This window comes from Brevundimonas sp. 'scallop', from assembly GCF_011045535.1.
In the GTDB taxonomy this organism is placed as follows: domain Bacteria; phylum Pseudomonadota; class Alphaproteobacteria; order Caulobacterales; family Caulobacteraceae; genus Brevundimonas; species Brevundimonas vesicularis.
In genome coordinates this window covers 1,846,179-1,866,241 of record NZ_CP039382.1, presented here as the reverse complement: position 1 = coordinate 1,866,241, position 20,063 = coordinate 1,846,179, and the positions used below count along the sequence as shown (strand labels likewise).

15 protein-coding genes are annotated in these 20,063 nt (G+C 64.6%); 8 read left to right on the top strand and 7 right to left on the bottom strand.

Annotated features, from left to right (window positions below; genetic code table 11):
- Positions 1 to 76: 76 nt before the first annotated feature.
- On the top strand, positions 77 to 2,278 hold the full coding sequence (gene parC / locus E4341_RS09255) for a DNA topoisomerase IV subunit A (RefSeq protein WP_165116790.1): 2,202 nt from the start codon (positions 77 to 79) through the stop codon (positions 2,276 to 2,278).
- An 18-nt stretch (positions 2,279 to 2,296) separates the two neighbouring features.
- Here parC and E4341_RS09250 read toward each other — a convergent pair whose 3' ends face one another.
- From E4341_RS09250 to metC, 4 genes are read right to left on the bottom strand one after another with little or no spacing between them, the layout of a single operon-like run.
- Positions 2,297 to 3,709, bottom strand: a complete 1,413-nt coding sequence (locus E4341_RS09250; RefSeq protein ID WP_165116788.1) for an FAD-binding oxidoreductase — start codon at positions 3,707 to 3,709, stop codon at positions 2,297 to 2,299.
- A 48-nt stretch (positions 3,710 to 3,757) separates the two neighbouring features.
- A complete protein-coding gene (locus E4341_RS09245) occupies positions 3,758 to 5,842 on the bottom strand; it encodes a DNA topoisomerase IV subunit B (RefSeq protein WP_165116786.1) in 2,085 nt (694 codons plus the stop codon).
- Entirely contained in the window at positions 5,817 to 7,163 is a 1,347-nt protein-coding gene (locus E4341_RS09240; protein WP_165116784.1) for an O-antigen ligase, read from the bottom strand. Before E4341_RS09240 ends, E4341_RS09245 begins: the two co-directional genes overlap by 26 nt.
- 23 nt (positions 7,164 to 7,186) lie before the next feature.
- Entirely contained in the window at positions 7,187 to 8,365 is a 1,179-nt protein-coding gene (gene metC / locus E4341_RS09235) for a cystathionine beta-lyase (protein ID WP_165116775.1), read from the bottom strand.
- Between the two features lie 104 nt (positions 8,366 to 8,469).
- Here metC and E4341_RS09230 point away from each other — a divergent pair, with 104 nt between their 5' ends.
- Entirely contained in the window at positions 8,470 to 9,537 is a 1,068-nt protein-coding gene (locus E4341_RS09230; protein WP_205751266.1) for an amino acid ABC transporter substrate-binding protein, read from the top strand.
- Between the two features lie 33 nt (positions 9,538 to 9,570).
- A complete protein-coding gene (locus tag E4341_RS09225) occupies positions 9,571 to 10,896 on the top strand; it encodes a dicarboxylate/amino acid:cation symporter (protein ID WP_165116773.1) in 1,326 nt (441 codons plus the stop codon).
- A gap of 2 nt (positions 10,897 to 10,898) precedes the next feature.
- Here the strand turns inward: E4341_RS09225 and sseA are convergent, their stop codons facing one another.
- The 3 genes from sseA to E4341_RS09210 are packed head-to-tail and all read right to left on the bottom strand — an operon-like array spanning position 10,899 to position 14,430.
- The gene (gene sseA / locus E4341_RS09220; protein WP_165116771.1) at positions 10,899 to 11,723 is read right to left on the bottom strand and encodes a 3-mercaptopyruvate sulfurtransferase; all 825 of its coding nucleotides are present in this window, start codon (positions 11,721 to 11,723) and stop codon (positions 10,899 to 10,901) included.
- Positions 11,720 to 12,940: a cyclopropane-fatty-acyl-phospholipid synthase family protein gene (locus E4341_RS09215; RefSeq protein ID WP_165116769.1), complete on the bottom strand. Its 1,221-nt coding sequence runs from the start codon at positions 12,938 to 12,940 to the stop codon at positions 11,720 to 11,722. The genes sseA and E4341_RS09215 overlap by 4 nt, the downstream gene beginning before the upstream one ends.
- Before the next feature lie 32 nt (positions 12,941 to 12,972).
- Positions 12,973 to 14,430 carry a deoxyribodipyrimidine photo-lyase gene (locus E4341_RS09210; protein WP_165116767.1) on the bottom strand — a complete coding sequence of 486 codons (1,458 nt, stop codon included), beginning with the start codon at positions 14,428 to 14,430 and terminating at the stop codon, positions 12,973 to 12,975.
- Between the two features lie 111 nt (positions 14,431 to 14,541).
- Between E4341_RS09210 and kdsA the strand changes: the two genes are divergently transcribed.
- From kdsA to E4341_RS09185, 5 genes are all read left to right on the top strand, one after another.
- Positions 14,542 to 15,420: a 3-deoxy-8-phosphooctulonate synthase gene (gene kdsA / locus E4341_RS09205; protein ID WP_205751265.1), complete on the top strand. Its 879-nt coding sequence runs from the start codon at positions 14,542 to 14,544 to the stop codon at positions 15,418 to 15,420.
- Positions 15,421 to 15,438: 18 nt separating this feature from the next.
- Complete coding sequence (rfaE2, locus tag E4341_RS09200) at positions 15,439 to 16,893, top strand: D-glycero-beta-D-manno-heptose 1-phosphate adenylyltransferase (protein ID WP_165116765.1); 1,455 nt, start codon at positions 15,439 to 15,441, stop codon at positions 16,891 to 16,893.
- A gap of 8 nt (positions 16,894 to 16,901) precedes the next feature.
- Positions 16,902 to 17,891: an ADP-glyceromanno-heptose 6-epimerase gene (rfaD, locus tag E4341_RS09195; protein WP_165118669.1), complete on the top strand. Its 990-nt coding sequence runs from the start codon at positions 16,902 to 16,904 to the stop codon at positions 17,889 to 17,891.
- Positions 17,891 to 18,982, top strand: a complete 1,092-nt coding sequence (locus E4341_RS09190) for a DUF3089 domain-containing protein (RefSeq protein ID WP_165116763.1) — start codon at positions 17,891 to 17,893, stop codon at positions 18,980 to 18,982. The genes rfaD and E4341_RS09190 overlap by 1 nt, the downstream gene beginning before the upstream one ends.
- Before the next feature lie 75 nt (positions 18,983 to 19,057).
- Positions 19,058 to 20,047 carry an SPFH domain-containing protein gene (locus E4341_RS09185; RefSeq protein WP_153921808.1) on the top strand — a complete coding sequence of 330 codons (990 nt, stop codon included), beginning with the start codon at positions 19,058 to 19,060 and terminating at the stop codon, positions 20,045 to 20,047.
- Positions 20,048 to 20,063: the final 16 nt, after the last annotated feature.

Below are 20,063 nucleotides of genomic sequence, written 5' to 3'. Positions count from 1 at the left end.
TCCCCAACGCGCTTATCCCCCAATCTGGCGTCTTACGGGCTAGACTTCCCGCTTCCGATCCCCGATTCGCAGAGCCATGACGATCCACGCCCCGCCGCCGGAAGGCGGCCGCATCATCGACGAGCCGATGGAGACGGCGCTCAGCCGCCGCTATCTGGCCTACGCCCTGTCGACCATCACCAATCGCGCGCTGCCGGACGTGCGTGACGGTTTCAAACCCGTGCACCGACGCATCCTCTACGCCATGCATCAGATGCGGCTGAACCCGCAGGCGGCGGCGCGCAAATGCGCCAAGGTGGTCGGCGAGGTGATGGGCGGATACCACCCCCACGGCGACGCCTCGATCTATGAGGCCCTGGTGCGCCTGGCCCAAGATTTCGCCCAGCGTTATCCGTTGGTCGACGGTCAGGGGAACTTCGGCAATATCGACGGCGATAGCGCCGCGGCTATGCGCTACACCGAGTGCAAGCTGACGCCCGCCGCCGTCCTGCTGCTGGATGGCATTGATCAGGACGCTGTTGATTTCCGGCCCACCTACGATGATCAGGACGAGGAGCCGATCGTCCTGCCCGCGGGCTTCCCGAATCTTCTGGCCAATGGCTCGTCGGGTATCGCGGTCGGCATGGCCACCTCGATCCCGCCGCACAATGTCGGCGAACTGATCGACGCCTGCCAACTACTGCTGGAGCGTCCCGACGCGACGACCGAGGACCTGGTCCAGCATGTGCCAGGCCCCGACTTCCCGACCGGGGGCGTTGCGGTTGAAGGTCATGCCTCCATCCTGGACGCCTATGAGACGGGCAGAGGCGGGGTGCGCCTGCGCGCGCGCTGGGAGACCGAGGATCTGGGGCGCGGCGTGTGGCGTATCATTGTCACCGAAATGCCCTATCAGGTGCAGAAGTCGCGATTGATCGAGGCGCTGGCGGACCTGATCGAGCACAAGAAGGCGCCTCTGCTGGGCGATGTGCGCGACGAATCGGCCGAGGACATCCGCCTGATCCTAGAGCCCAAGAACCGCACCATCGAGCCTGAAATGCTCATGGAAAGCCTGTTCAAGCTGTCCGATCTGGAGGTCCGCTTCCCGATCAACATGAACGTGCTGGACGCCAGCGGCACGCCGCGCGTCATGGGCTTGAAAGACTGCCTGCGCGCCTTCTTGGATCACCGGCGCGAGGTGCTGAACCGTCGTTCGCAATGGCGGATCGAGCGGGTCGAGAAACGTCTGCACCTGCTGGATGGCCTGCGCATCGTCTTCCTCAACCTCGATGAGGTGATCCGTATCGTCCGCGAGGAGGAGCAGCCCAAGGCCGTCCTGATCGCCAGGTTCGGCCTTACGGAGGTTCAGGCCGACTTCATCCTCGACACCCGGCTGCGTCAGTTGGCGCGTCTGGAAGAGATGACGATTGAAAAGGAATTCAATGCGCTGTCGGAGGAACTTGCCAACCTGAAGGCGCTGACGTCGTCAGAAGGCAAGCAGTGGAAGGCAGTGTCTAAGGAGTTGGAGGCGGTGCGCAAGGCCTTGATCTCTCCGCGCCGGACGACCATCGCCGAGGCCGTCGACAGCTCGGCCTTCGTCGCGCCCGAGGCCTTCATTCCGCGCGAAGCGATCACCGTCATCCTGTCAGAACGCGGCTGGATCCGCGCTGCCAAGGGCAAGGTCGAGGATCCGTCGGAGCTGAAGTTCAAGGAAGGCGACCAACTCGCCTACCTCGTCCCGGCCTATACGACCGACAAGCTGCTGGTGGCGGCGTCGGACGGGCGCATCTTCACCATAGGCGCGGACAAGCTGGCGTCCGGACGCGGGCATGGCGAGCCGCTGCGCCTGATGATCGATCTGGACGAGAAGGCCGAAATCATCAACGTGCTGGCGCATCAGCCGGGCGGCAAATTGCTGATCGCATCGAAGGCCGGATACGGCTTCATTGCGCCGGAAGACGATACCCTGGCCCAGAAGCGCGGCGGCAGGCAGGTGCTTAACGGCGAAATGCTGGCGGTGCTGCGGGTGACCGGAGATCACGTTGCGACCATCGGCGAGAACATCAAGACGCTGATCTTCCCTCTCGCTGAATTGCCCGAAATGGGACGTGGCAAGGGTGTAAAGCTGCAAAGCTTCAAACAGGGCGGCCTCGCCGACATCACCGTCTTCAACGCAGAGACGGGACCGGAATGGGCCGACGGCGGCGGACGTCGTCGCAACTGGCCCGACTGGAAAGACTGGCTGGGCAAACGCGCCGGCACCGGTCGTCAAGGCCCAAGAGGCCTGCGGAAGTTCAGATAGGCGACCCGCCCGTCAGTTCTAGAACAGAACTGACGGGTTCATGATGCGCTTGGGATCGATGGCGCGGCGGATGGCGGCCATGGTTCCGATCTCGAGCGGGGACTTGTAGCGCTTGACCTCTTCGGTCTTCAGCCGACCCAGACCGTGTTCGGCCGAAATCGAGCCGTCGTAGGCTCCGACAACATCGTGAACCACTTGCGAGCCTTCCTTCCAGCGGCCGATGAAGGCGGGGATGTCCTGACCGACGCCCGGCAGAATGTCGTAGTGCAGATTGCCGTCGCCGACATGGCCGAAGACCGAGATGCGGGCGCCGGGGTGGAAGCGTTCGACGGCGGCCGAGGCTTCGTCGATGAAATCGGCGATGCGGCTAATGGGGACGGAGACGTCGTGTTTCCAGCCGCCGCCCTCGGGCTTGAGGGCCGCCGAATGTTCTTCACGCAGACGCCAGAAGGCGGCGCGCTGTGCGTCGTTCTGGGCGATGGCGGCGTCGGTGATCAGGCCTTCCTCGAAGGCAACCTCGAGCAGCGCCTCCATCTGGGCCTCGGCGCCGCCGGGCGTGCCCGAAGCGATCTCGATCAGAACGTACCAATCGGGCGCCGAGTCCAGCGGCTCGCGGGTGTCGGGAATGTTCTTCAGCACCAGTTCCATGCCGAGGCGCTTCATCAGTTCGAAGGCCTCCACCCCGCCGCCCGTCTCGGCCTTGGCGCGGGCGAGCAGTTCGACCGAGGCGGCGGCTGTTTCCAGCCCAACCACCGCTACGGCGCGCGAGCGCATGATGGGGAAGAGTTTCAGCGTGGCGGCGGTCACGACGCCCAATGTGCCCTCGGCGCCGATCAGCAGCTGTTTCCAGTCGTAGCCGGTGTTGTCCTTACGCAGCCGCTTCAGGCCCCGGAAGATTTCGCCGTTGGGCATGACCGCCTCAAGACCCAAGACCAGGTCGCGCATCATGCCGTAGCGAAGAACCTGGGTGCCCCCGGCATTGGTGGAGATGACGCCGCCAATGGTAGCTGAGCCCTCGGCTGCAAGACTGAGCGGGAAATAGCGGCCGGCCGCTGTCGCCGCCTGCTGCGCCTCCAGCAGGGTCAGGCCGGCTTCGACCGTCATGGCGTCGTCAAGCGGAGTCACATCGCGGACGGCGCGCATCTTGCGGGTCGACAGCAGGACCTCGCCGAAGGGGATCTGTCCGCCGACCAAGCCGGTGCCGCCGCCTTGGGGCGTGATGGCGACGCCCTCTCGAGCGCAGATCGTCACAGCGCGCGCAACCTCTTCCGTCGAACGAGGTGTCAGCAGGATCGGCGTGTTGCCCGTCCAGCGATTGCGCCATTCGGTCAGCGACGGCGCGATGACCTCGGGATCCTGGGTCCAGCCGCCCGGTCCGAGCACGGCCTTCAGTTCGTCAAGCACGGCGGCGGAGGGGGCGGGCGTCTGCATGCCCCCTTTTGTCAGGCGTCGCCGTGCGTTGGAAGGGCCGCGAGGCCCTTAGACGTCGAGTTCTTCTTTCACGAACTGAGCGTTTTCCTGAATGAACTGGAAGCGCGCGTCGGCGCGCTTGCCCATCAGGCGTTCGACCAGGTCTTCGATGCTGGCCTCGGCGTCGGGCACCGTGATCCGCGCGAGTGTGCGCTTCTTGGGATCCATGGTGGTCTCCTTGAGCTGGGAGGCCATCATTTCGCCGAGGCCCTTGAACCGGCCGATCTCGGTCTTTTTGCCTTTGAACACGGTCGCCAGCAGCTCGTCGCGGTGGGCGTCGTCGCGAGCATATTCGCTCAAGGGGCCGGCGCTGATGCGATAGAGCGGAGGCAGGGCCATGAAGACCCGGCCCTGGCGAATTGTCTCGGGCATGACGCGATAGAAGAAGGTGATCAGCAGGGCCGCGATGTGGGCGCCGTCCACGTCGGCGTCGGTCATGATGACGATCCGCTCGTAGCGCAGGTCGTCGATATTGAACCGGTTGCCGGGCTGGACGCCCAAGGCCAGGGCCAGATCGGACAGTTCGACATTGGCGCGCAGCTTGTCGGCGGTGGCGGAAGCGACATTCAGGATCTTGCCGCGCAGGGGCAGGATCGCCTGGGTGGTGCGGTCGCGCGCCTGTTTGGCCGAGCCGCCGGCCGAATCGCCTTCGACGATGAAGAGTTCGGTGCCTTGAGCCGACTGACGGCTGCAGTCCGACAGCTTGCCCGGCAAGCGCAGCTTGCGGGTGGCGGCGGCGCGTTGGACCTCCTTGTCCTTACGGCGACGTAGCCGGTCCTCGGCGCGATCGACGACGAAGCCCAGCAGGGCGTTGGCCTGTTTGGGGCTCTCGGTCAGCCAGTGGTCCAGCGGGTCGCGCAGCAGCTGCTCCACGATGCGCGCCCCCTCGGGCGAGGACAGACGGTCCTTGGTCTGGCCCTGGAATTCGGGATTGCGGATGAAGACGCTGATAAGGGCCCCGGCGTTGGCGATGACGTCCTCGGCCGTGATGATCGCGGCGCGCTTCTCATTGGTCAGTTCGCCGTAGGATTTCAGACCCTTGACCAAGGCGGCGCGGAAGCCGGCCTCGTGCGTGCCGCCATCGGGCGTGGAGACGGTGTTGCAGTAGGACTGGATGAAGCCGTCCGATTCACCAAAGCCGATCGGCGACCAGGTGACGGCCCATTCGAAGGCGCCCGCTTCGCCTTGGCGCTCGGCGCGGCCGGCGAAGGTGGGTGTGACTGTCTCCATCTGACCGATGCGGTCGATCAAGGCGTCGGCGAGGCCGCCGGGGAAGTGCAGACTGGCCTGCGCCGGTGTGGCGTCGGTGATCCGCTCCGGAGCGCAGGTCCAGCGGATTTCGACGCCCCGGAACAGATAGGCCTTTGACCGCGCCATGCGGAATAGACGAGCGGGCTTAAAGGCCGCGCCCATACCGAAGATTTCGTCGTCGGGCTTGAAGCGGATCAAGGTGCCGCGCTTCTTGGACGGGCCGATCTGCTGGATCGGGGCCAGGACGTGGCCGCGGCTGAAGGCCTGTTTCCATTCGAAACCGTCGCGCCAGACCGTGACCTCGACGCTTTCGCTCAGTGCATTGACGACCGAGACGCCGACGCCGTGCAAACCACCTGAGGTTTCATAGGCTTTGCCGGAAAACTTGCCGCCGGAGTGGAGGACGGTCATGACGACTTCCAGCGCCGACTTGCCGGGATGTTTCGGATGCGGATCGACCGGGATGCCGCGTCCGTCGTCGCGCACCGACAGATAGCCGTCGGCGTCCAGATCGACGGTGATCAGCTTGGCGTGTTTGGCCACCGCCTCGTCCATGGCGTTATCCAGGACTTCGGCGAACAGGTGGTGCAGGGCGCGCTCATCGGTGCCGCCAATATACATGCCGGGGCGTTTGCGAACGGGCTCCAGGCCTTCCAGCACCTCGATGGAGGAGGCGGAATAGCCGGTGGCGGTCGCCGTCGTGGCCGTGGCCTGACCAGGAGGCGGCGCAGGCGTTGAGACAGCAGTGGGCGCAGCCGCAGGCGGGGTCACCGCAACAGGCTTGGGCGGCTCGGGTTTGCGAGCTTCGGGTTCGTCGTCAAAAGCGAAGAGGTCGGCGGCCATTCACATAGTCTGAGGCGATTCGGGACCGGGTCTGGTAGGCCCGTGAGGCCGGTCGAGCAAGCGGCGCACGAACCGGGGCCGGATCGAAGGTCACGGCGCGGGCCATAATCGCCAACATCAGTATCCACGGCAGGTTAGCGTGGGTCAGCAGGACGCTCTCTGACAGGCTCAAAGCGGTGAAGGCGGATAGATAGGCGATGCTCCAATAGCCTTCGCGCGCACCTAGCCCGTTCGTGCGCGCGATGACGAAGATCGCAGAGAGCGCCATGATGGCCCCTACCGCCACCGCACCGGGCCAGCCCAGTTGCACGAGCAGATCGATCCAGCCGTTGTGGGCGGAGGGGACGGGCCATTGGGTCTCGATGCGGATTTCGCGCGCGGGGATCGAGTCCACGCCCCAGAAGGCGCTGAAGCCGTATCCCGTCCAAGGGCGCTCGGCGACCTTTCGCATAAGGGCTTCCCAGATCAGTGTGCGGCCTGTCAGCGACGGGTCCTTGCCCAGCGCTGACAGGATTGCGGCGGAGTCGGAGTTCCACAGCCAGGTCGCGCCCGCCGCAATGATGACGGCAAGCCAGATGCCGATGACGGTGATGACGGCGCCGCCCTGTTTCAACGCCCACCACCCACCGATCATGCCCAGGCCCAGGCCCCAGCATAGAAGAGATGTCTTGGATTGGGTGGCGAGGACCAGGAGCGTGGTCAAACCTAATGTCAGCAGGCATATCCAGAACCGATGGCTGCGTCCCGCGATATGATCGGCGGCCAGGGTCGCTGCGGCGGAGACGGCGCCCACCACCATGACCAGCCCCATCTGGTTCTTCTCGTACCAGAGGCCGCGCCACAGGCCGGCGTTGTCGAACTGGTGCACCCCGACCTTCGGATAGCCGAACACCATGATCAGGCTGCCGATCGCCATCACCAGACAGGTGTACATCAGGACGCGCGGCAGGGCGTCGTCACGGAAGCGGGCGCCCAGATAGATGGCGAAGGCGCTGTTGATCGCCATGGCGATGACGCGGCGCTCCGTGACCTCGGGGTCGATGGACCAGTATTTCGAGACGAAACACAGGGCGACCAGGGCGAACATCATCAGCCAAGCGGGCCAGGCGCGGATGACCTTGTCGAAGCGAAAGACGATCAGGCCGGCGATGACGGCATAGACCGGCAACCAGATGAACCGCAGGATCGGCGTCTCGACCTGGGTCGGCGCGATGACGGGCGCAATAAGGGCGCCGGTCAGCATGAAGACGACGAAGCCAGCCGCCCACTGTTCCCACAGCGGCGGAGAATCATCTGGGGTCTGAACGGGCGGTTCGCGCACGGGCGCACAGTCCTTTGCGGCGCTTAAGGAACCGTGAGCGCGGCGGTGAAGGCGGCGAGACCTCGTTCCAGATCGGCGATCAGTTCGGAGGAGTCTTCCAAACCGACATGCAGTCGGATCAGTTCGCCCTCTAGCACAAGTGGATGGTGGCGGTAGGCCATCTGATGGGTCTCATGGGTGATCAGGCTTTCGAATCCGCCCCAGGAATAGCCGAGGCCGAACAGGGTCAGGGCGTTCAGGAACGCCTCGCCCGCCGCCTTGTCGCCGCCCTTCATGACCACGCCCATCAGGGACGCCGCGCCGGTGAAATCTCGCCGCCACACGTCATGGCCGATCGAGCCGGGCAGGGGTGGATAAAGGACGCGGGACACCTCGGGTCGAGCGTGCAGCCACTCCGCGACGATCAAAGCCGACCGCGCCTGTTCGGCATAGCGCAGCGGCAGGGTCCGCAGGCCGCGCAGCGCAAGCCAGGCGTCATCGGGCGACACATGCCAGCCGAGATCCTCGATCGTGTCGCCGATGGCGCGCAGGCAGGCGGGATTGCTCGAAGCGATACTGCCCATCAGCACGTCCGAATGACCGCCGACATATTTGGTGACGGCCTGAACGCTGACGTCCACGTCATGGGTGAGCGGGCGATAGGCCATGCCAGCGGCCCAGGTATTATCGACCACCGTCAACACACCTCGCGCGCGGCAGGCCTGGGCCACGGCGGCGACATCGACCATCTCGAATGTGAGGGAGGCTGGCGACTCCATCAGCACCAAACGGGTGCGTTCGCCGATGGCGGCCAGAACAGTCTGCGCGTCTGCGTCTGCGGACAAAAAGCGGGTCGTGACGCCGCGGGCCGATTGATACCGACTCAGGAACCGGCGCGTCGGACCATAGACGGCGTCAGTTGTGATCACCTCGTCGCCCGGTCTTAAAAGCGCCAGTAGCGGAACCGTGACGGCCGCAAGACCCGACGGAACCAGAAAGGCCTCCTTCGCCCCCTCCAGGTCGGCCAGGGCGCGGCGAAGATCGCGGGCGGCGCTGGTTCCGCTGAGGCCATAGGTCGGCCCGTCGGTCTCGTCACGCATGACGGCCGCGCTATCGCTCAACATCGTCGAGGCGCGTTCGATCGGGGGATTGACGCCGCGCCGACCCTGGCCGCGTCGCGTGGCGGCGGCGATCAGGCGGGTGCGGTCCGAAAGCGGCGACATGGCCCCTCCCATGGGTTGCGGATCGGCCCCTAAAGGCCTCTAAAGCCAGCGGGGCGCAAGCGGCGAGGGATAGGAACGCGATGCGGTGCTGGACGATCGGAGCGATGGCCGTTGTGCTGATGACGACGGCTTGCGGGCGCAAGGACGCCAGCCCTGCGCCGGAAGCCAGCCCTGCCACGCCCGCGCAAACGTCTTCGACGGCGGTTGCGAAAAGCCCGACGCTGGCCGCCATCAAACGCCGCGGTCGCCTGAACTGCGGCGTGCATCAGGGGTTGGTCGGCTTCGCCTACACCGACAATCGCGGCCAGTGGCGTGGCTTCGACGTGGACTTCTGTCGCGCGACGGCGGCGGCTGTGCTGGGCGATGCCGATGCGGTGCGGTTCGTGCCTCTGTCGGCGTCAGATCGCTTCACGGCGCTGAACGACGGACGGATCGATGTGCTTTGGCGCAACTCGTCTTGGACCATGAGCCGCGACGCGGGCGAAGGTTTCGTGTTCGCCGGGATCAACTACTACGACGGTCAGGGCTTCCTGGTCCGGCGTTCGCTGAACCTGAACAGCGCGACTGAACTGACCGGCGCGCGGGTTTGCGTTCAGTCGGGCTCGACGTCCCAGGCGAACGCCGCCGACTATTTCCGGTCTCGCGGCATCGAATATCGGCCCGTCGTGTTCGAGACGGAGGAAGCGGCGCGCGACGCCTATGGTCGCGAGGATTGCGATGCATTCAGCGCCGACATCTCCGCCCTGGCCGCCGCGCGAACTGTGCTGACCAACCCCAACGAACATGTGATCCTGTCCGATGTCGCGTCCAAGGAGCCGCTGGGGCCGGTGGTCAAGTCGGGCGACGAGCGCTGGGCCTCGACCGTCCGTTGGACCCTGAATGCCCTGATGCTGGCCGAAGAGCTCGGCGTCACCAAGGCCAATGCCGAAGATCAGTTTAAGACCGCGACCGACCCGCGTGTCCGGCGTTTGCTGGGCGTCGAGGGCGAGTTCGGTCTTATGCTGGGTCTATCCGAAGACTGGGCTAAGGACGCGGTCGAAGCCGTCGGGAACTATGGCGAGATTTTCGATCGTAATCTGGGATCACAATCGGCGCTCGACCTGGCGCGCGGTTTGAACGCACAATGGAACGCGCGCCCGGCCGGCTTGATCTATGGCCTGCCGATCCGATAAGCGCCGACGCTTGCATCGCTTCCTGGGGGACAGATGACCGAGACGAAACGCGGCGGCCTTGCGCTGCACTGGCTGATGTTGATCGGTTTCGCGGTCGGTCTGATCGGGGGATTGCTGGTCAATCTGGCGGTCGGGGCCGATGCTGCCTGGGTGGTCTGGCTGACGGACAACGTGACCGGGCCGATCGGTCAGATCTTCCTGCGCCTGCTGTTCATGATGGTGATCCCGCTGCTGTTCTCGGCCCTGGTCGTCGGGGTGGCGGAGATGGGCGATCTCAGCTCGCTGGGACGGGCGGGGATCAAGACGCTGCTTCTGACGGTTGTGGTGTCAAGCATTGCGGTGGTCATCGGTTTGGTGATGGTCAACGTCTTCCAGCCCGGGCGAGGTGTCGATCCGGCGGTGGCTCAGCAGCTGTTGGAGCAGGGCAAGGACGGCGCCGCCAGCATCGTTCAGACCGGGCGCGACAGCTCGATCCAGTTGGGCGATTTCTTCCTGGATCTGGTGCCGTCGAACGCGGTCACCGCAGCGGCGGAGAACGCGATCCTTCCGTTGATGATCTTCGCCCTGTTCTTCGGCATCGGTCTAGTCATGGCCAAGAGCCCGGCGACGGACCGTCTGCAGGAAGTGATCCAGGGGATCTTCGAGGTTTCCATGACCCTGATCAATTTGTTCATCAAACTGGCGCCGCTGGCCATCGCCTGTCTGATGTTCAACCTGGCGGCCCTGTTCGGTTGGGACCTGTTGGTGCGCCTGGCGGCCTTCGTCGGCGTCGCGGTCGGCGCGATGGCGATCCATATGTTCGTGGTCTATCCGCTGGTGATCTGGCTGCTGGCCGGCCGCTCGCCCACCGCCTTCTTCAAGGGTGTGCGCGAGCCGATGGTGGTGGCCTTCTCGACCGCCTCGTCCAACGCGTCTTTGCCGGTGTCGCTGAAGGCGGCTGAGGAGCAGCTGAATCTGCCGCGCAAGATCGCGCGTTTCGTCCTGACGGTCGGCGCCACCGCCAACCAGAACGGCACGGCCCTGTTTGAAGGCGTGACAGTGCTGTTCCTGGCCCAGTTCTTCGGCATTGACCTGACGATCACGCAGCAGGTCGTGGTCATGCTGGTCTGCATTTTGGGCGGCATTGGCACGGCAGGCGTGCCGGCCGGTTCGCTGCCGGTCGTGGCCATGATCCTGGTGATGGTGCAAGTGCCGCCCGAAGGCATCGGCCTGATTCTTGGCGTTGATCGCTTCCTGGACATGTGCCGCACGACGCTGAACGTCACGGGCGACCTGGTTTTGGCCACCGTCGTTTCGCGTGGCGAGGAAGACGAACCGGCCGAGGCCGACGACGTCGTCCCCGCGGCGCCGCCGGCCTGATTTTAGCCGGTTTCGACGGGGGTGTCCGTTCGGGCGCCCCATTCGGCCCAGGAGCCGTCATAAAGCCGCGATGGGTGGCCGAGTTCGGCTAGGCCCAGTGTCAGTATGGCGGCGGTCACGCCGGATCCGCAGGTCGTGATGACAGGTCGGTTGATATTCACGCCGGCGTCCGCAAAGGCCTGCTCCAAGGCCGCGCCACGTTTCATCGTGCCGTCATCGTTTAGCAATCGGCCGTAGGGGAGGTTGCGCGCGCCGGGCGTATGGCCGCTGCGAACGCCGGCGCGAGGTTCGGGCGCTGCGCCCTTAAATCGCGATGCGCCGCGCGCATCCACGACTTGAGTATCCTGGATCAAGGCCGCGCGCACATCATCCAAGGAGGCGACAGCATCAGGCGCCATCATGGCATGGAAGTCCTCTGCCTCCGCAACCGACGACCCGGAGACGGTCGACCGACCGTCTTCACGCCAGCGCGGCAGGCCGCCGTCGAGCACCTGAACCCTCTTCGCGCCCATCGTCTTCAGCATCCACCAGACGCGCGCCGCCGAGAACAATCCGGTCGTATCATAGACGACGATCTGGTCATCGACGGAGAGGCCCAGCGCCCCGACAGAAGCCCCAAAGGCCTCTGGCGTTGGCATCATGTGGGGCAGGGGACTGTCATGGTCCGATATCGCGTCCAGATCGAAGAAGACGGCCCCAGGGACATGCGCCTGTTCAAAGTCGGCGCGCGCGTCTCGGCCGTCGAGATGCCAACTGCCATCGACAATCCGTAAATCCGGCGCGCCCAATCGCGCGGCGAGGTCCGTTGTCGAAATCAGCGGGCTCATGAGCGAGACAGGCTCAGTTGGATGACGTCGGTGCGGCGAGAGCGGAATCCGGCCTCGCAATAGGCGAGATAGAAGCGCCAGAGCCGGCGGAACCGTTCGTCAAAGCCGGAAAGTTTGCTGATCTCGTTCCAGGACGCCTGGAAACGCTCATCCCAAAGCTTGAGCGTCGCAGCGTAGTCGAGGCCGAATCGCTCCACCGACTGCCAGGACAGTCCGGCTTTTGACACGACCGGCGCCAGCCGTTCTTCGGAGGGCAGCATTCCGCCGGGGAAGACGTACTTCTGGATAAAATCCGTCCGGGCATTGTATTCGTCGAACAGGTCGTCCCTGATCGTGATGATCTGCAGTCCGGCCTTGCCGCCAGGTTGAAGGACGTCGTGGACCTTGCCGAAGTATGCGGGCCAGTACTCCATGCCCACAGCCTCGAACATCTCGATGGACGCCACCCGATCAAATCGACCCTGCACATCGCGGTAGTCGATCAGCTGAATATCGGCGCGGTCGCTCAGACCCGCGTTGAACATGCGCTGGCGAGCGAAATCGTGTTGCTCTTTGGAAATCGTGATCCCGGTGACTTTGGCGCCGATCTCGCGCGCCGCGAACTCGGCGAAGCCGCCCCAGCCGCAGCCGATTTCCAGTACCGACATGCCCGCCCGAAGATCCATCATTCGGGCCAGGGCGGCGTATTTCTCACGCTGCGCTGTCTCCAGCGCCTCGCCATCGCGGCTGAAGCGGGCCGATGAATAGGTCATCGTCCCGTCCAGCCATTGGGAATAGAAGGCGTTGCCCAGATCGTAGTGGGCGTGGATGTTCTTCTTCGACCCGGTCTTGCTGTTGCGATTGGTGCGGTGGCTCAGCCAGTTGACCACCCACATGATCAGATTGCCGTCGAACAGACGCCGGATGTGATCGTAGTTGTCCACCAAGGTTTCGAGCAGACCGGCCAGGTGCGGACTGTCCCACTCGCCCGCGATATAGCCTTCGGCGAATCCGATATCGCCGGCCGCCAGCACGCGGCGTGCGAACCGATAGTCGCGCACGGCCATCATGCCGCTGGGACCCGGCTGCTTGCCTTGAAGCACATGGGTCTCGCCATTGGGCAGTTGCACCGTCAAGCGCCCGAAGGTCCAGTTGGCGGCTAGAAGCCGCAGCAACATGGCGAACACGCGCGGTGTTCGGCTGGCGACGGCTTCGATATCGGCGTGTGCGACGCTCATTTTTTGACTTTCAACGCGGAATTCAATGGGGGTCAATCACGGTCGCTGTGGTCGTCCCCACGGCCGGAAACGGTCTTCAGGGCGGCGAGCGCCCGGGCGCGACCCTTCTCGTGTTCGACTATCGGCTTGGGGTAATCGCGCCCTAGAACGATTCCGGCGTCGCGCAGCACTTCAGCGGGTGCCGTCCAGGGCGACTGAAGCCAGCGGTCGGGCAGGCGGCGAAGTTCCGGCGCCCACCGACGGACATAGCCGCCGTCGGGATCGAACTTTTCACCCTGCGTGATGGGATTGAAAATGCGGAAGAAGGGGGAGGCGTCTGCGCCCGAGCCTGCGACCCACTGCCAGTTCTGCACATTGCTGGCCCGGTCTGCATCCACCAGCGTGTCCCAGAACCAGGCTTCGCCTTCGCGCCAGTCGATCAGCAGATGTTTGATCAGGAAGGAGGCGACGACCATCCGAACCCGATTGTGCATCCACCCTGTCGTCCAGAGCTGGCGCATACCGGCGTCCACCAACGGGTATCCGGTCCGCCCCTGTCGCCATGCATTGAGGCTCGCGTCGTCTTTGCGCCAGGGCATGGCGTCATACTCGGGACGGAAGGCGCGCTCGGTGATGAAGGGAAAATGGTGCAGCAGGTGCGCCGAGAACTCGCGCCAGCCGATCTCAGCAATGAATTTGTCGGCCTCCGACTCTGCCACCTTGCCGTCTTTGGCCGCCTGTCGGGCGCGGTCAATCGCCCGCCAAGGGCTGATCTCGCCCCAGTGCAGATGCGGCGACAGGCGGCTGTTGGCGCCCTGCCGGTCGGGAAAGTCGCGATCCTTCGCATAGGTCCTTAGGCCGGATGATATAAATCTGGACAAGGCCTGCGAGGCCCCGTCTTCCCCTGGCGTCCAGTCGAATCCTTTGGACCAGTCCGGACGATGGGGGTGCAGCTTCCAGCCGTCGAGGTCGTCGGATTGAACAGTGTCGGGCGTCTGTATTTGGCGCGGTCCGGTTGTGTGAACCGGCGCCTCGGCCGTGGCCAAGAGGGCTCTCAAGAACGGGGTGAAAACCTTGTACGGCTGGCCTGAACCATTCAGCACCTCGCCAGGGCGGCAGAGCAGGGCGCCATTAAAGCCACGGCATTCGACGCCGTCCGCCTTGAGCGCATGCGCGATCTCGGCGTCGTGCTCAAACGCCGCGGGTTCGAACAGGCGGTTCATGAAGACGACCTCGGCGCCGGTATCGGCGATCAGCGCCTGAAGCTGGCTCAGCGCATTGCCCTTGCGCAGAATCAGGCGCGAACCGCGATATTGAAGCGCGGCATCCAGCGCCCTCAACGACTTGTCGAGCCACCAGCGCGACGCGGCGCCCATCGGCCGCTCGAAATGCTCGTCTAGAATATAGACGGGCAGGATTGGTCGCCCCGTCTCCGCCGCGTGGTTCAGGGCGGGATTGTCATGCAGTCGCAGATCGAGGCGAAACCACAGGATGACAGGTTTGGTGGCCACGCGGGCGAACTCCGTGATAACTTGCGCTCATCCCTTCAGAGCGCCACCTGATGGCCCAATAGCTGCGGCAAAAGCCGCCTCCACAACACCGAACGTCGAAAGAGCCGCCTCGTGAGCCGACCCAACGCTGTCATTACGTTGTCCGAAGGTCTTCGGACGCCTGTCGTCATCGGCGGCGGCGCAAGAATCGCTTTCATCGCCGGTCCTTGCCAGATGGAGAGCCGCCAGCACGCGCTGGAGACGGCCCATGCCCTGAAGGAAATCGGCGAGCGGTTGAACGTGGGCATCATCTACAAGACCAGTTTCGACAAGGCGAACCGGACCAGCGCCAGCGCCGCGCGTGGTATCGGTCTGAAAGACGCCATGCCGATCTTCGCCGAGATTCGCGAGGTCACAGGCCTGCCGACCCTGACCGATGTCCACTCCGAGGTTCAGTGTGGTCCGGTCGGCGAGATCGTCGATGTACTGCAAATCCCGGCGTTCCTCAGCCGCCAGACCGACCTGCTGCTGGCCGCCGCCGCTACCGGCAAGGCGATCAACATCAAGAAGGGTCAGTTCCTGGCTCCCTGGGACATGAAGAACGTCATCGCCAAGGTGGTCGGCGCCGGCAATCCCAACGTTATGGCCTGTGAACGCGGCGCCAGCTTCGGCTACAACACTCTGGTCAGCGACATGCGAGCGCTTCCGGTGCTGCGCGAGATCGGCTGCCCTGTCGTGTTCGATGCGACCCACAGTGTTCAGCAGCCGGGCGGGCAGGGCGCGTCGTCCGGTGGTCAGCGCGAGTTCGTGCCGGTGCTGGGGCGCGCGGCGGTGGCTGTGGGCGTCGATGCGGTCTTCATGGAAACGCACCAGGACCCGGATAATGCGCCGTCGGATGGCCCCAACATGGTGCCGCTGAGCCAGTTCGAAGCCCTGGCCGCCGAACTGATCGCCTTCGACGACCTGGCCATCAAGATCGGGGCCAAGGCGCCGGTGGCGCAAGCCGCCTGAATCCTCTAGGTCGGACCCATGTCTGACACCTTGGATCTTGGCTCCCTGCAAAGCCTGTTGGAGCGCGTGCGCGGCCTGAAGATCGCCTGCGTCGGCGACCTGATGCTGGATCGCTACGTCTATGGCGAGGTGAACCGTATCTCGCCCGAGGCGCCGATCCCTGTACTCCGCACCAGCCGCACCGTCGCCATGCCAGGCGGCGTCGGCAACGTCGCGCGCAATATTGCGGCTCTGGGTGGTGTGGCGCGGCTAGGCGCCGTGATCGGCGACGACGCGGCTGGCGCGGAACTAACCGCTCTGATCGCCGCCGAACCGCACATCGAGGACGTCGTGGCGAGGCCGGCGGGCGGGTCCACCATCGTGAAGACGCGCTTCGTTTCGGGAGGGCAACAGCTTCTTCGGTTAGATGACGAGGCTGCGCCGACCGAGATCCAAGATTCGGACGCGTTTGCAGATGCTTCGGTCTATTTGCTGTCAGATTACGCTAAGGGCGTCGTCAGCGATGCGCTTCTGGCTTCGGCGCTGAACGCGGCGCAGACATCCGGTGCGCCGGTTGTCGTCGATCCAAAGGGAAGGGACTTCGCCCGCTACGGCGCTGTCGATGTCATCAAGCCCAATGCTTCGGAACTGGCCCGCGCCACCGGCCTGCCGGTTGGGACGGACGCAGAGGTCGAGACGGCGCTGGCCGCCTTGCTGGCCACCACGACCGCCAAGGCGATCATCGTCACGCGTGCGGGCAGGGGCATGAGCCTGGCGCGGCGCGGCGAACCGGTGAAGCACTTCCCTGGCCGGGCGCGCGAGGTCTTCGACGTGTCTGGCGCGGGCGATACAGGCCTGGCCGCCATCGGGTTGGCGCTGGGCGCCGGCGCGTCGGTGGAGATGGCGGTCGAGTTCGCCATCCTGGCCTCGGGCGTGGTCGTCGGGAAGGCCGGCACGGCCGTGGTTACACCCGCCGAGCTTATCGAAGCCGAACTAAGCCAGCACGCCACCGCTGCGGTATCCAAAGTGACGCCGATCGACGAGCTGGCGGTCGAGGTCGAGGGCTGGCGACGTCAGGGCCTGAAGGTCGGTTTCACCAACGGCTGTTTCGACATTCTGCACCGTGGCCACGTCGCCTATCTGGCGCAGGCGCGCAGCTGGTGCGATCGCCTGGTCGTGGCGCTGAACACCGATGCATCGGTCAAGCGACTGAAGGGCGAGGGGCGTCCGGTGAATGATCTGGATAGTCGCGCCGTCGTCATCGGCGGGCTGGCCAGCGTCGACCGCGTCACCAGCTTCGATGATCCGACGCCGATCGCCCTGATCGAACGGCTGCGTCCCGATGTTCTGATCAAAGGCTCGGACTATACGCGAGAGGGCGTCGTGGGCGGCGATCTGGTCGAAAGCTGGGGCGGGGAGGTCAAGCTGGCGGATTTCAAGGACGGCTATTCGACCACGCGAACGATCGAGAAGATGACAGGGAGCGCGCAGTGACGCCGAGAATGATCGTCGTGACCGGAGGCGCCGGTTTCATCGGTTCAAACATCGTTGCGCGGCTGACAGCCGAGACCGCCTGTGATGTCGTCGTCTGCGATCGGTTGGAGACGGCCGACCTGGCCAAGTGGAAGAACCTGGCCAAACACGCGATCGCTGACTTCTGGTCGCCCGAAGAATTGTTCGAACAGCTGGAGCGCCACGCCGAGCGGATCGAGGCCGTGGTTCATATGGGCGCGATTTCTTCGACGACCGAGCCGGACGCTGACCTGATCCTGCGGACCAACTTCACCCTGTCGCGCGACCTATGGGACTGGTGCGCAATTCGAGGCTCGCGGATGATCTACGCGTCTTCCGCTGCCACCTATGGCGACGGCGAAACGGGCTTCAACGACGATGACGATGCAGACTCATTGTCGCAGCTTCGACCGCTAAATGCTTATGGCTATTCGAAAATGCTGTTTGACCAGTATGCTGTTCGGCAGGCGGATCGGGGTCAGGCGCCGCCCCAGTGGGCCGGGCTGAAATTCTTCAATGTCTATGGCCCGAACGAAGGTCACAAGGGCGGAATGAAGTCGGTCGTGGCTCAAATCTGGCCCAAGGTCGCAGCAGGTGAGGCTGTGACCCTGTTTCGGTCGCACAATCCGAACTACGCGGATGGCGGGCAGATGCGCGACTTCGTCTATGTCGACGATGTGGTCGATATCATCGAGTTTTTGCTCCAGTCACCGCAGGTCTCGGGCATCTTCAACGCCGGATCGGGCCAGGCGCGGTCGTTTGTCGATCTTGCCCGCGCAACCTTCGAGGCCGCCGGCAAGACGCCTTCCATCGACTATGTCGATACGCCCCTGTCGATCCGCGACCGCTACCAGTATTTCACCGAAGCCCGCATGGATCGTATCCGCGCCGCAGGCTTCGAGGGTCAATCCACGCCGCTGGAAGAGGGCGTGCGGCGCTATGTACAGGACTTCCTCGCCACGGCTGATCCGTACCGCTGATGCGTCGGCTAACCTTCAGGCAATGGGTCGGATATGCAGGCTTCGCCGCCGTCTTCGTGCTGACGGCCGCCGTTGCGGTGTGGAGCGGCGACATTCTGAGGGCAGGGTTGGACCCGCAGGTGCCCTTCCAGACCTACAAGCCGCCGCCCGCCCCCGACTATCGAAAGACATCCTCCTGGGCGCTGGTTGACCACGGCACACTCAACCAGGCGGCGGTCTTCTTCGTCATGCCGACCACCTTTGACGGCGGGGCCGAGTGGAATGGGCCGATCGACGATGCGCGGGCCAACGCCTATATGCGGCGCGTGGTGCTGCCCAACTATGCGTCGCCCTTCGCCCGGGAGGGCAGGGTCAGCGCGCCGCTTTATCGTCAAGCCAGCCTTTATACCCGGCTAACCTTGCGTGACGACGCGCGCGAGGCGCGCGCCTTCGCCTATGAGGACGTGAAGGCCGCCTTCGAATTGTGGCTGCAACAGCATCCCGCCGGCCCCATCGTTATCGCCGGCGTGGAACAGGGCGGAGAGCTGACGGCGCGTTTGGTTCGCGACCAACTCCGCGCCGATACGGCGCTGAAAGACAGGCTTGTCGCCGCCTATCTGATTGAGACCCTGGTCGGGCGCGAGATGTTCCGGCAGGCGATCTCGCCCTGCGATGCCGCCGATCAAACGGGATGTATCGTGGCGTGGGCGTCGGTGCAGGACGGCGACGAAACGGGCGCGCGGCGCAAGCTGAGACGCGCTCTGGAATGGGATGATCGCGGCGATCTGGTGAACCTGTCCACTGACTCCATCTGCGTGAATCCGGTAACGGGTGCTGCGAGCCAGCCACGTGCCGCAGCACGTCAGCACAGCGGCGCCACCAATGCGACCGGCCTGGAATGGGGAGCCCGACCGGCCCTGACTGGCCGGCTGATCTCCACCGAATGCCGTGGCGGTCTGTTGTGGCATAGCGCGCCGGACGCCGATTTCTTGACTGCTGGCGGCAGTTGGGCTGATCGGCGCAAGATCGTCCCCTACAATCTTTTCTACGGCGACATCGAGCGTGACGTCAGCGTGCGTCTCGCGGCCTGGCGGGCCAAGCACGGTCTTTAAGGCGGTCGTCCTCTCGGTTTGTCTGGCGCCGCTCGCGCGCAGCGGGTAGGCTTGCCGCGTCAGGGAGGGATCTGAATGGACGTGACCACCATCTTCGCCGGCGTCGTGCTGCTGCTGGCCATTGTGCTGTTGATCAGCGTGATCAAGATCGTGCCGCAAGGCCGTGAATTTACGGTCGAACGCTTCGGCAAATACACGAAGACACTGAGCCCGGGCATCGGCTTTTTGACGCCATTCGTGGAACGCGTTGGCCGCCGCATGAACATGATGGAACAGGTGCTGGACGTGCCGACCCAGGAGGTCATCACCAAGGACAACGCCATGGTGAAGGTCGACGGCATCGTCTTCATCCAGGTGATGGATTCCGCCCGCGCCGCCTATCGCGTCGACGATCTGCCCTATGCGATTTCGCAGCTGTGCATGACCAATCTGCGGACCGTGGTCGGTTCGATGGAACTCGATGAGGTGCTGAGCCAGCGCGACAGCATCAACACGCGCCTGCTGCATGTCATCGACGCGGCCACCGAACCGTGGGGCGTCAAGGTCAATCGGATCGAGATCAAGGACCTGACCCCGCCGACCGACATCACCAATGCCATGGCGCGTCAGATGAAGGCCGAGCGTGAACGTCGCGCCGTCATCACCGAGGCCGACGGCGAGAAATCAGCCGCCATCGCCCGCGCCGAGGGTGCCAAACAGGCTGCCATCCTTCAGGCCGAGGGTCGAAAGGAAGCCGCTTTCCGCGACGCCGAGGCGCGCGAGCGTGAGGCTGAGGCCGAGGCCCGCGCCACGGCCATGGTGTCTGAAGCCATCGCCCGCGGGGACGTGAACGCCATCAACTATTTCGTGGCTCAGAAATACGTCGAGGCCTTCGCTGAACTGGCCCGCAGCCCGCAGCAACGCACCGTCATCGTGCCCGCCGAAATGGGCGCCTTGGTTGGCACCATCGCCGGCATCGGCGAGATGGTCAGCCTGGCCAAGGACCAGAACTCGGGCGCGACGCCGCCCGTGCGGCCTGCGCCGCCCCGCCGCCCCGCCGGGGGCTCCGTTCCACCCTCGGCCTGATCGAAGGAGGCTGAAC

Bases quoted from the DNA above. Each gene is read 5' to 3' on its own strand.
- parC (WP_165116790.1), top strand. From the start codon at position 77: ATGACGATCCACGCCCCGCCGCCGGAAGGCGGCCGCATCATCGACGAG.
- E4341_RS09250 (WP_165116788.1), bottom strand. From the start codon at position 3,709: ATGCAGACGCCCGCCCCCTCCGCCGCCGTGCTTGACGAACTGAAGGCC.
- E4341_RS09245 (WP_165116786.1), bottom strand. From the start codon at position 5,842: ATGGCCGCCGACCTCTTCGCTTTTGACGACGAACCCGAAGCTCGCAAA.
- metC (WP_165116775.1), bottom strand. From the start codon at position 8,365: ATGTCGCCGCTTTCGGACCGCACCCGCCTGATCGCCGCCGCCACGCGA.
- E4341_RS09230 (WP_205751266.1), top strand. From the start codon at position 8,470: ATGGCCGTTGTGCTGATGACGACGGCTTGCGGGCGCAAGGACGCCAGC.
- E4341_RS09225 (WP_165116773.1), top strand. From the start codon at position 9,571: ATGACCGAGACGAAACGCGGCGGCCTTGCGCTGCACTGGCTGATGTTG.
- sseA (WP_165116771.1), bottom strand. From the start codon at position 11,723: ATGAGCCCGCTGATTTCGACAACGGACCTCGCCGCGCGATTGGGCGCG.
- E4341_RS09215 (WP_165116769.1), bottom strand. From the start codon at position 12,940: ATGAGCGTCGCACACGCCGATATCGAAGCCGTCGCCAGCCGAACACCG.
- rfaE2 (WP_165116765.1), top strand. From the start codon at position 15,439: ATGTCTGACACCTTGGATCTTGGCTCCCTGCAAAGCCTGTTGGAGCGC.
- rfaD (WP_165118669.1), top strand. From the start codon at position 16,902: ATGATCGTCGTGACCGGAGGCGCCGGTTTCATCGGTTCAAACATCGTT.
- E4341_RS09190 (WP_165116763.1), top strand. From the start codon at position 17,891: ATGCGTCGGCTAACCTTCAGGCAATGGGTCGGATATGCAGGCTTCGCC.
- E4341_RS09185 (WP_153921808.1), top strand. From the start codon at position 19,058: ATGGACGTGACCACCATCTTCGCCGGCGTCGTGCTGCTGCTGGCCATT.